This is a genomic window from Hoyosella sp. YIM 151337 (assembly GCF_026041215.1).
Classification (GTDB): Bacteria; Actinomycetota; Actinomycetes; order Mycobacteriales; family Mycobacteriaceae; genus Hoyosella.
Genome location: NZ_JAPEIQ010000006.1, coordinates 178,456 through 189,600, shown reverse-complemented (window position 1 = coordinate 189,600; position 11,145 = coordinate 178,456). Strand labels below are relative to the sequence as shown.

Annotated in this window: 12 protein-coding genes; 6 read left to right on the top strand and 6 right to left on the bottom strand. The window is 61.5% G+C overall.

Annotated features, from left to right (window positions below; translation table 11 throughout):
• Entirely contained in the window at window positions 1–393 is a 393-nt protein-coding gene (locus ONR57_RS02300) for a holo-ACP synthase (RefSeq protein WP_265121241.1), read from the top strand.
• Window positions 394–459: 66 nt separating this feature from the next.
• On the opposite strand, the gene ONR57_RS02295 is transcribed toward ONR57_RS02300, so the two are convergent.
• The gene (locus ONR57_RS02295) at window positions 460–1,137 is read right to left on the bottom strand and encodes a TetR/AcrR family transcriptional regulator (RefSeq protein ID WP_265121734.1); all 678 of its coding nucleotides are present in this window, start codon (window positions 1,135–1,137) and stop codon (window positions 460–462) included.
• 331 nt (window positions 1,138–1,468) lie between these two features.
• Window positions 1,469–1,942 (bottom strand): thioredoxin-dependent thiol peroxidase, encoded by a 474-nt coding sequence (gene bcp, locus ONR57_RS02290; protein ID WP_265121239.1) that lies wholly within the window; start codon window positions 1,940–1,942, stop codon window positions 1,469–1,471.
• Between the two features lie 184 nt (window positions 1,943–2,126).
• Here bcp and ONR57_RS02285 point away from each other — a divergent pair, with 184 nt between their 5' ends.
• Entirely contained in the window at window positions 2,127–2,348 is a 222-nt protein-coding gene (locus tag ONR57_RS02285; protein ID WP_265121238.1) for a DUF3618 domain-containing protein, read from the top strand.
• Here ONR57_RS02285 and ONR57_RS02280 read toward each other — a convergent pair.
• Window positions 2,345–2,965, bottom strand: coding sequence for a TetR family transcriptional regulator (locus tag ONR57_RS02280; RefSeq protein WP_265121237.1), 621 nt, complete (start codon window positions 2,963–2,965; stop codon window positions 2,345–2,347). The two genes, ONR57_RS02285 and ONR57_RS02280, sit on opposite strands and share 4 nt — an antisense overlap.
• Window positions 2,966–3,151: 186 nt before the next feature.
• Here ONR57_RS02280 and ONR57_RS02275 point away from each other — a divergent pair, with 186 nt between their 5' ends.
• Together ONR57_RS02275 and ONR57_RS02270 are read left to right on the top strand one after the other, a co-directional pair.
• Window positions 3,152–4,327, top strand: a complete 1,176-nt coding sequence (locus ONR57_RS02275) for a ferredoxin reductase (protein WP_265121235.1) — start codon at window positions 3,152–3,154, stop codon at window positions 4,325–4,327.
• Between the two features lie 106 nt (window positions 4,328–4,433).
• On the top strand, window positions 4,434–5,666 hold the full coding sequence (locus tag ONR57_RS02270; RefSeq protein ID WP_265121234.1) for an acyl-CoA desaturase: 1,233 nt from the start codon (window positions 4,434–4,436) through the stop codon (window positions 5,664–5,666).
• Window positions 5,667–5,722: 56 nt separating this feature from the next.
• Here the strand turns inward: ONR57_RS02270 and gdhA are convergent, their stop codons facing one another.
• From gdhA to ONR57_RS02255, 3 genes are all read right to left on the bottom strand, one after another.
• Window positions 5,723–7,060 (bottom strand): NADP-specific glutamate dehydrogenase, encoded by a 1,338-nt coding sequence (gdhA, locus tag ONR57_RS02265; protein ID WP_265121233.1) that lies wholly within the window; start codon window positions 7,058–7,060, stop codon window positions 5,723–5,725.
• Window positions 7,061–7,096: 36 nt separating this feature from the next.
• Window positions 7,097–8,278: a lipase family protein gene (locus tag ONR57_RS02260; RefSeq protein WP_265121232.1), complete on the bottom strand. Its 1,182-nt coding sequence runs from the start codon at window positions 8,276–8,278 to the stop codon at window positions 7,097–7,099.
• 152 nt (window positions 8,279–8,430) lie between these two features.
• The gene (locus tag ONR57_RS02255) at window positions 8,431–9,366 is read right to left on the bottom strand and encodes an ABC transporter substrate-binding protein (protein ID WP_265121231.1); all 936 of its coding nucleotides are present in this window, start codon (window positions 9,364–9,366) and stop codon (window positions 8,431–8,433) included.
• A 279-nt stretch (window positions 9,367–9,645) separates the two neighbouring features.
• Here ONR57_RS02255 and ONR57_RS02250 point away from each other — a divergent pair, with 279 nt between their 5' ends.
• Entirely contained in the window at window positions 9,646–10,899 is a 1,254-nt protein-coding gene (locus ONR57_RS02250; RefSeq protein WP_374116369.1) for a fatty acid desaturase, read from the top strand.
• Between the two features lie 9 nt (window positions 10,900–10,908).
• Window positions 10,909–11,145 (top strand): hypothetical protein, encoded by a 237-nt coding sequence (locus tag ONR57_RS02245; protein WP_265121228.1) that lies wholly within the window; start codon window positions 10,909–10,911, stop codon window positions 11,143–11,145.

Sequence of the window (11,145 nt, the reverse complement as noted above, 5' to 3'; positions counted from 1 at the left end):
GTGACGGTGCGGGGTATCGGGTTTGACCTGGTGTGCGTGAGCGAGTTCGCTGAGCAGCTCGCGCACCCAGGCACCACGATGCTGAAGAACTTCACCGTCGGCGAGCGGCGCTACTGCTCGGACGTCACGGACGACCCAGCACGCCACTACGCCGCACGGTGGGCCGCGAAGGAGGCCCTGATCAAAGCCTGGTCAGGGTCCCGGTTCGCCCAGCCCGTCCAAATGCCGGATGTCCGCTACGACCAGATCGAAGTGGTCAACGACAACTGGGGCCGGCCGAGCATCGTGGTCAAAGGCGACATCGCCGGCTACATCGGAGATGCCGCCATCCATGTATCCCTGACTCACGACGGGGACATGGCAGGAGCCTTCGTCATCATCGAAGATCCATAACGAAAGAAAAGGAAACCCCGAGTGCCGCATCCAGCACTCGGGGTTTCGGCATTGCGGCGTCCGGTCTTAAGTGCGCTTCCGCTTGCGGAGGTCGCGCTCGGTCTGCAGGAGATACGAGCCCAGTAACCGCTTAAGCTCGCTGACCGCCTCCGGATGATTCTGTCCGTCACGGACCGCGAAATTGAGCATCGAATAGGCGATATGTACGAGCACCTCGGCGATCTTCTGACGGTATGCCGAGTCCGCGCTAGGGAAGAGGGGCTGCAACAGCTCTGAGACTTGCTGAGCGAGCGCGCGTTCGTAGATGGCAGCTGTTGCCCGGGTCGCTGGTGTTGATTGCACAGCGAGCCATACAGCCCGTCGTGACGGGTCGTTCAGCCACAGGTCCGCAAGATGATCGAGGAACCGGTTGAGGATTATCGGCCATTGCAGGGTTGGCACCATAGTCTGGAACGCTGCGAGCTCGCGCTGAACTCCTACAAGGTCATGACGATCCAGTTCACACACAATGACGTACTTGTTCGCGAAGAACTGGTAGAGCGTACCGATCGGCACCCCCGCGCGATTGGCGACCTCCTCGCAGGTGAACGACTCGAAACCAACCTCGACGAGCAGGTCGCGTGATGCGTTCAAGATGGCCTCGAACTTCCGGCGGCTGCGTTCCTGGGCTGGACGGCGGCGCGGCAGCAACTCCTCCGGTGCTCCGGAGGGTTCGGGGATGGAGAGGCTATCTGGGGTGTTGATAAGCGGATCCGATTCATCGAGTTTCAGGGCATCGGCACCAGCTGTCTGCGGGCCCACGGCACCACGCAGGCGGCTTTCTGTCGATGACTCCACGCCCGAAGGATATCTTTACCCGTCGATTTTTGCCCGAACAGGGCACGCTGCCTGAGGGTTTGCGAGGAGCCATCCCCGTCGCACGGTGTGGTAGCCGGTATCGCGCCGCGATCACGACCCGTTCTGTGAAGAGATATGCACAGCAATTTATAGATTGTGGATAACTCGGTTTCTGTGGATAACCCGAAGTATCCGGGCCGGAAGTGAACGCGGCCCGGATACGGTACTCGCGGGTAGCTTAAACGGCGAGGTCACGCCGGAGTTTCGCTACGTGGCCGGTGGCCCGGACGTTGTACTGAGCGGCCTCGATCTTGCCGTTTTCGTCGACCAGAAATGTCGAACGGATGACACCCTGTACGGTCTTCCCATACAGTTTCTTTTCCCCGAACGCACCCCACGCTGCGAGCGTCGATTTCGCGGGGTCCGAAAGTAGCGGAAATGAAAGCGACTCAGCGTCACGGAATTTCGCTAGCTTCTCGGGCTTGTCAGGGGAGATCCCGATGACATCAATCCCGGCACTGTTGAGCTCGCTGAGGCTTTCCCGGAAGTCGCACGCCTGCTTTGTGCAACCGGGAGTGCCGGCGGCGGGATAGAAGTACACGATGACCTTCCGGCCGCGGTAATCTCCGAGGGAAACGGGGTTGCCGTCGGCGTTGGGCAGGGTGAAATCGGGGGCGGCATCGCCGGGGCTGAGGCGGTTGTTTTCAGTCACAGCGCAAGACTAAGTTACGGCGCTGACAGCCGGTCCCATCCCTGTGGATAAACACCCCAAAACCGGCATCCTGTGGATAACTCGTCGATTCCTGTTGTCGGCATTGTGGGGTTGGTGCAGGATGTTGTGCGGGCTCTCAACTACGGTAGGAGCAAGCCACATTTTCGCCGACGATGGAGGACGCGTGTCGAGGGACACTGAGAGCATTGAACGCGACATCGAGCGTGCCCGCGAACAGCTTGCAAGCACGCTGGACGAGCTGGCGATTCGTGCGAACCCGCGTCGTGTCCTCGACAGTGCCAAGGAAAAGGCAATCGCGAAGTCGGAGGAGCCTGAAGTTCGTATCGCGATCGTGGGCGTTGGCGTGCTTTTTGTCTTTGTCGTGCTGTGGCGGATCTTTCGCTAGCGGGCAAGATTCCACTGTGACACCCCGAGCGCGATCACACGAAGCTGGTTCTCGCCCCGTTTGAGCGCGTCCCGTGCCTCGGCGGGGTTGCGGGGGTCCGCGTTCAGCAAGGCGTCGATTATCGCCAGAATAGCGGTGACGCTGAGGTCGGCGACCCATTCGATGTCGTCGTAGTCCCAATCGCGCATGGCGGGTACCCGGGCCAGTTCAGCGGCGAGTTCGCGGGAGAACAAGCGCAATTCGGTAGCGATTGCCCGGCGAATCTCTGCAACGCCTCCATAACGTTCCTGTGTAATAAACCGGAATTCACGCTCATGCTCGCGTACCTCGCGCGCAATGATGGTCAGGAAGTCTTTGATCGTGGGGTTGTTGTTGCGGCGTGCCTCTCGGAGAATCTGGCGCAGCGCCCGTGTACTCATCTCGACGAGGTTGACCCCGAGGTGCTCCATGGAGTCGAAATGGCGGTAGAAGGCCGTAGGAACAATCCCCACCGCGCGTGTCACCTCTCGCAGCGACACGCTCACGAAGCTGCGGTCATCGAGCAGTTCGAGCGTGCCGTCAAGGAGTGCCTGGCGCGTGCGTTCCTTGCGCTCAGATCTGCTACCGGGGTTTGTCACGACAATCAGTTTAGGGGGACTTGGCACGGTGAACGCACAAGCACTGTCATGCGGATCACGGCGATTGCTGTTGACATCGTACGGAGACAATCGGCAGACTCTTCGGTGTACACACGTTCACTGAAAGTTCGAGCGTCGGTCTGAGGGGCCGGGCCGGAGGATCAGCACAACGATGAGGAGACAACGATGACTGCATCGATCTCGCCACGGGCGCTACCCACCGCACCAAACCCGCCTCGCTTCCAGAGCGCGAAGAAAGCTACTCAGGAGTCTGCGCGTAAAGTGCGGTTCTCGCTGGTCAGCCTGGTGGAGAAGCTCGCCACGCCGCACGCGCTGGACCGCTACCTCGAGCTCGTCAACCCGATGCTCACGGTGCGCGATTTGCGCGCCAGAGTGACCCGCGTCGAGCGTTACACCAAGGACACTGTCACGCTCGAACTGCAACCGACCCGGCAGTGGCAGGGATTCGAGGCCGGGCAGTTTGTCCAGGTCGGTGTGGTAGTTGATGGTGTACGCCATACTCGCTGCTTCTCGCCGGCGAACTCACAGCACAGCGCAGATGGCCGCATCGAGCTGACCATCAAGGCGCATCCGGATGGCTTCGTATCACGCTACTTGCGTGACGAGGCGCAGCCAGGCCTGGTTGTTGACCTTTCACAGGCGGCAGGTGTCTTCCATCTTCCCGCGCAGCGTCCGGAAAGAATCCTGCTCCTCAGTGGCGGCAGCGGCATAACACCTGTGCTCTCAATGCTGCGTACGCTGGTCGACGAGGGTTACACGGGCGATATCACGTTTCTGCACTATTGCGACACAGTCGCCGATGTTCCCCATGCTGAGCTGCTTCGGGACATCGCCGCGAAGCACTCGAACGTCACGCTGCTGGTCGCATCGACAGTGCCCGGCGGCGGTGGTGACCTGGAGGGATTTTTCAGCGCCGAGCATGTGAACACGGCTGCGCCGTGGTTTGGCGAGGCGCAGACATACCTCTGTGGTCCACCTCCGATGATGAACGCGATCCGCGAGTTCTACTCCGATCTGGGCCTCAGTGAACGGCTGCACACTGAGGAGTTTCAGACCGCACCAGCAACCGTCGATGATACCGAAGATGCCACGGGCACAATCCGTTTCACCGGCAGCAGCGTCGAGCGGGAGAACACAGGCTCATCGCTACTGGAGGAAGCCGAGGACGCGGGCCTCAGCCCTGAGTACGGCTGCCGGATGGGCATCTGTTTCACCTGCACCGCCGTCAAGAAGTCGGGCTGCACCAAGAGCCTGCTGACTGGCGAGATCAACGACCTCCCGGACGAGCCAATTCAGCTGTGCGTCTCACGCGCAGTCGGTGACGTCGACATCGATATCTGACCGCTAAGTACCCCTCAAACCCCAGTTCTTTGACCCGTGACGGTAGCCCCATCCCAAAAACATGGGCCGAGCCGCCAACGGATTACATCCCGAAGGAGACTTCACGATGGCTGTTCTCACCCTCCCGGTGTCTGCACCTGCGCTGCCTGGCAAGAAGCTTCGGCGCCGCGTCACCAAGGCCGCGACTGCTCCGTTCGCGAAGGCGCTCGGCAAGTCCGCTGAGGATAAGGCGCCTGTGCGCTTGACCCATGAACAAGTGGAAGCGTTCGGCAAGGAACTCGATGACCTCCGCGCACGCATCGTCGCTGATCTCGGTGACAAAGACCGCGACTACATTTACAAGATCATTAAAGCGCAGCGCGCACTCGAGGTTGCCGGCCGCGGCTTGATGTACGTGCTTCCAGCCTGGCCTCTCGCCGTGGCGTCACTCGGTGTCGCGAAGATCCTCGACAACATGGAGATCGGCCACAACGTCATGCATGGTCAGTATGACTGGATGAAGGAAAAGGGCCTGAACTCCCGGGTCTTCGAATGGGACAACGTGTGCCCCGGCGACCAGTGGCGGCATTCGCACAACTACATGCACCACACGTTCACCAACATCCTGGATATGGACCGTGACATCGGTTACGGCATCCTGCGCATGGACAAAGACCAGAAATGGAACCCGTACTACCTGGGTAACCCGGTTTACGCTTTCCTGCTCATGGTGCTGTTCGAATGGGGCGTCATGCTCCACGACATGCATGCCGAGGAAGTTGTGCAGGGCAAGCGGGACATGAACGAGGTGAAGGAACTCGCCAAGGGCTGGGTTCGCAAAGCCGGTCCGCAGGCACTCAAGGACTATGTGATGTTCCCAGCACTCACGGGACCACTGTTCCTGTCCACGCTGGCTGGCAATGCCGCGGCCAACTTGATCCGCAACGTGTGGGCGTACAGCATCATTTTCTGCGGCCACTTCCCATCCGGTGTCCAGGTGTTCACCAAGGAGGAGACGGCCAGCGAAACGCGTGCTGAGTGGTACCTCCGCCAGATGCTGGGTTCCGCGAACATCACCGGCGGCGACCTGTTTCACATCATGTCGGGCAATCTGTCACACCAGATTGAGCACCACCTGTTCCCTGACATCCCGGCGTACCGTTACCCGGAGATGGCGCCGCAGGTCGAGGCGATCGCCAAGAAGTACGGGCTTCCCTACAACAAGGGCCCGTTCATGAAGCAGATCGGCTCGGTGTGGGGCAAGATCTTCAAGCTTGCGCTGCCGGACTCGCTGGTGAAGATCGAGGAGCCAGCAGGCGTGATCGTAGAACGCGCAGCGGATCGGAACTCTGTCGCGTAACGGCTGACCAAGAATGGCGACGGATCAGGGTGCTCCCTGATCCGTCGCCATTGGTCTTACACAACCCCAAGTGCACACATCGCATCGGCGACAGTGGTGAAGCCAGCGATGTTGGCGCCGAGCACATAGTCATCCGGGGCCCCGTATGTTTCGGCAGTGTCGCGACACCGTTGGAAAATGTCGGACATGATCGACTCCAGGCGCTGATCGGTGTAGTCGAAATGCCAGGAGTCGCGGGACGCGTTCTGCTGCATCTCCAGGGCAGAAGTGGCGACGCCGCCCGCGTTAGCTGCTTTTCCGGGCCCGAACTTGACGCCTGCCTGCCGGAGCGTCCGGACGCCGGCTGGAGTGACGGGCATATTCGCTCCTTCCGCGACGATGGTGCAACCGTTGCGGGCTAAGGTTTCGGCAGCTGTGTGGTCGAGTTCGTTTTGCGTCGCGCAGGGGAGCGCAACGTCGCAGTCCACGTCCCAGACTGATCCGTCACGCACGAAAGTGGCGGAACCGGACTCGTCAGCGTACGTATGGATGCGCGCACGGCGGCGCTCCTTAATGTCCTTCAGCAGCGGTACGTCGATGCCCTTTTCGGTGACGATATATCCACTGGAATCGGAGCACGCGACGACGATGCCACCCTGCTGCTGCACCTTCTCGATCGCGTAGATCGCGACGTTGCCCGACCCTGATACGACCACGCGCTTCCCGTCCAGCGAATCGCCCGCGGATTCAAGCACATTAGACACAAAGTAGGCCACGCCGTACCCGGTGGCCTCTTTCCGCACAAGGGATCCGCCCCAGGAGATCCCCTTGCCCGTGATGACGCCGGACTCGTGGGCATTCTTGAGGCGCATGTACTGGCCGAAAAGGTAGCCAATCTCGCGCTGGCCCACCCCGATGTCGCCGGCAGGAACGTCGGTGTGCTCACCGATGTGGCGCTGAAGTTCCGTCATGAATGACTGGCAGAAACGCATGACCTCGCGGTCGCTGCGCCCTTTGGGGTCGAAGTCGGAGCCGCCCTTGCCGCCGCCTATCGGGAGGCCGGTCAGCGCGTTCTTGTAAATCTGCTCAAAACCGAGAAACTTGATGATGCCGAGGTTCACCGACGGGTGGAACCGCAGGCCGCCCTTGTATGGGCCGAGCACACTGCTGAATTGGACACGGTACCCCCGGTTGACGTGAATACGGCCAGAATCGTCGGCCCACGGCACGCGAAAGATTATCTGCCGTTCCGGTTCGCACATACGCTCGACGAGAGCGTCGTCGGCGTATTCGGGATGACGGCCGAGGGCAACCGCGAGGGACCCAAATAGGCTCTCGACTGCCTGGTGAAATTCCGGCTCACCGGGGTTGCGGCGGATCACGGCGTCATAAATGTCATTGAGGTGCGCGTCCATGGTCCCACGGTACCGATTGCGACCTTGTCAAGATCGCTAGCAATTGGACGGCGCAGGCTGGCCCCGCACGAGACTCTCGAGGTACGCCATTGCTGGCCCCGCCCCTTCGACCGCCGCCTGGACGTGATCCTCGGCGCCGACGGTGTCGAACTGCACCGGTGTGCCGCCTGCGCAGTAGCGTCCCGCAGTGGCGGCGGCATCGTCGTAAGGAATGATGGAATCGTTACGGCTGTGCCACATGTAAACGGGCGCGGTGGGTGTTTCCGGGGCGAACCGCAGGCTGTTTTCGTGGAGAACTCCCAGCGCTTCCGGTGTGCCCACTATCGAGGCTCCGGGTGCGACATCGGCGATCCCGAGGTTGGACCCGGCGTTGAGCAGGTCTTGGGTGCATCCGTCGCGCAGCTGCGTCGCGAGCGCGTGACCCGCCGGGCTCAAGTGTCGTGAGGTGGGGAAGCGGTGTGGATACTCCCGCTCGAGTCCGATCGCGGCGGCAAAGGCCAGGCCGAACGCGGGATGTGGCTGATCGTCGATCATCGATACCAGGCGCTCCAGATTGGTGGGGACACCGCCCGCAGCGGCTCCGAGCAGCCGGATTTCGGGTGCGTAGCGAGGGGCGAGCGCCGCGGCGAAAAGCGTTGTCATTCCGCCACCCGAGTAGCCAGCAAGAGTCACTGGACTGCCGCCGAGCCCGAATTGGCTGCGCTGGACGGCACGCACACCGTCGAGCGTGATATGAGCACCGAGCCGGGCGGCGCCATAGGCGCTCTGCGGACCTAAATGATCGGGTAGCGCCACGACCCAGCCCTGCTGCAGTGCGCTGTTCAGGCCTGGGGTTTCCCAGATCCACTCGAAGGGATTCGCGGTGTAGAGGGCGCGAGAGGGTGTGCAGTGCACGCCGAGACCGTTAATGATGTGCTGATACGACACCACCGGCGCATCCGGGCTATAGCCCCGCGGAAGCAGCAAAGTGGTGGTTGCCGCGATGGGCGCACCAGCAGAATTCGTTGAGCGGAACATGATCTGCTGCACGTCCGTGTTGATCAGCGCAGGTACGGGTGGGAGTTGCCGGGTTTTCAGGACATCCCCTGGCGCGGCACCACCGAGATCAGCGGGTGCGCTATAGAAGGGGTCAGGATCCGGCGTTGCCTGAATCGGCTGCGCCGCGGCGACGCCGATTCCGGTGACGCTGGCAACAACGAGCGCGGTGCCAATCGCCACGGCAAGCCTGCTCAGCCGAGCAACGCGGAATGCATGTCGCTTCGCGAACCTTTGGCCCAGAGCCGAGATCGCCCCCTCGTTCGGATCGCTGAAAGGTGTCCTCAACGTACCAAGATTGTTGCAAATGTGGGACAGATCACGAAAATTTGTTGCTACCTCAGCACGGGCACCTCGTCGGCGCTGGAAATCCACTGGTCCGCGAGGTTTTCGAGGATGCCTTCGTGGTGGAGGTGCTCGAGCGCCAGCGTCGCGCATTCGGTGAAGGGGCTGTCTTTTTCGAGCACGAGCCCGAAGAATTCGGTCACCTCATTGGGCGCCGGGAATCGGCCGGCAACGACGCCGTCATCGAGGCGGGCGCTGGCGATTTGGAGGGCCGTGGGAAGGTCGGCTATCAGCGCGTCGATATCCCCGTCAATCAGCGCGTCGATCGCGTCGTCTGTTGTGGGGTACTCCGCCGGCGCATCGGCCGGGTGGATGCTGTGCGCCGCGGCGTACAGCGCGGTGGAGCCAGCGTGCGCGCCGAGCCGGACGTTCTCGAGGTCACTCAGCGTGGTGGCGCTTGCAGCGGGGTTCTCGGCCCGGGTGACGACGGCCTGGGCCACCGCGTAGTAGGGCGCTGAGAAGTCGACGTTGTCGCGGCGCTGGCCGAGGATGCTGAATTGGCTGATGGCGAAATCGAAATTCTTAGGGCCGCTTTCGAGTGCGTCGGTGAAGGGAACGCGAATGAAGCTTGTGAGGTCTGGGGGATAGCCGAGGGAATCGGCAACTGCGCGGGCGACAGCGCCTTCGAGCCCCTGACCGTTTGCGGGGTCGTTGTCGATGAACCAGGGTTCGTACGCGGGATCGTCGGTCGCAATCGTCAGTTCGCCCGGGGTGACGGTGCGTCCGCCCCCGGGCGCGCAACGCGGCGGGAGGTCCGCGGGCACGGCGCCGGGCAGCTGCAGGGATCCCTGCGGTGGCGGGAAGAAGTCGTCGAGCTGGCTATCCCGGGATGTGTCGTCCGCGCTGCCGCCGCCGCACGCACTCGCGAGCATCGCCAGCGCGGCCGTCGTTGCGCAGGCGCCGAGCGCCGAGATCAGTCGTGGCATCGCGTGTATCTTCTCGTTGCGCGGTTACAAGGGTCTGCCGGCCAGTATGACGGACTGCGCGCGGTGATGGTGGTGTGCGACACCACTCCGGCCTGGCGGCTCGTGCCGCGAATACCGCTGGGTATACGAGTAATCTCAGGGTGATCGCAAAATGGCGACAATCTGTTAGTGGGTAGTGACTTTGTTCATATCGCGATGCCCGCATCCTGCTGTCTCAAGTATTGTCTATCGAGATCAGTGGCGATCTTGCAGTAATGGGGTATATGGGAGGGCGTGCATATGGTAGCTCTGCCGCTAAATGGCTTCTTCGGGGGAGACGCCGGGCGGGCTGGGGTAGTACCGGTGCGCACACTCAAGCGAATCCCTTTTATTCGGAATGTCTCCTTCGTTCGCAACGCGCCGGGCCAAGAGCCCGCGAGCGACGAGCCTATTCGATTGACGCCCGACCAGGTCGAGGAGTTCGGCCGGGCGCTCGATGAGATCCGGGAACGCGTATTAGCAGACCTGGGTGAACGCGACCGTAAATACATTTATAACGTAATTCGGGCGCAACGAGCATTGGAATCAACGGGACGCGGCCTGTTTTTTCTGGGGTTTGTGCCCCCGATTTGGTGTGCTGCGGTCGCTTCATTGACTTTGTCGAAAATCATCGACAATCTCGAAATCGGCCACAACGTCATGCATGGGCAATACGACTTCATGCGTGAGCACGGCCTGAATTCGCGCGTCTATGAGTGGGACATGGTCGTGCAGGGTGATCTGTGGCGATACAGCCACAATTACCGCCACCACACTTACACCAACGTGATCGGCCAGGACCGCGACATCGGCTTCGGTGTAATGCGGATGGACGATGAACAACCCTGGCACCCGGTCTTCCTGCTGAATCCAGTGATCGCGGGCGCGATTGTCCTCTTCTTCGAATGGCTCGCTACCTTGCACGTGCTGGAACTCGATCACTCGGTGCTGCCAGGTGATCACTGGAAGAACCTGAAGAAGGTGGGGCGGCACTGGTGGGCGAAGATCGCGCCGCAGGTTGCCAAAGATTACGTGTTCTTCCCCGCGCTGACTGGTCCGCTCTTCCCGCTGACGTTCGCGGGTAACGCCACGGCCAACCTGATCCGCAACCTCTGGGTCGGCAACCTGATCTACTGCGGGCATTTCCCGACCGGAGCGCAGACCTTCACGGAAGCCGAGATAAGTGGCGAGACGCGCGGCGAGTGGTACCTCCGCCAACTGCTTGGGTCGGCGAACTACACCGGCTCACGTCTGCTGCACATTCTGGCGGGCAGCACCGGGTTCCAGATCGAGCACCACCTGTTTCCGGATCTCCCGTCGTGTCGCTTGCCGGAAATATCGCGTGAGGTTCAACACCTGTGCGACGTGTACGGGTTGCCGTACAACACAGGCACACTGCCTAAACAGCTGTTTTCGGCGTGGAAGAAGATCGTCAAGCTGGGTCTTCCCCAGTCGTGGGTGACGCCGGACAGGGTGCGCACTGTTATCGTGGAGCGCAAAACTTCCCAGGCTTAGGAGGGGGACATGGTCGGGAAGCTGGAGCGTGGCAAGGATGTCACGCAGCAGCTCGTCGAATCCGCTGCCACGCATGTCGGCCGGATCACAGTGATCATCACTGGTGCCGTCGCTGGCGTCGCACGCGAAATTGGCGATTGGATCACCGACGGTTTCGAGATGGTCGAAGCCGCACGCAAGGCCGAGAATGACGTCCCGCGCGCGGACCGCGAGTATGACGACGAGGATGAAGCCTTAGAAGACTGA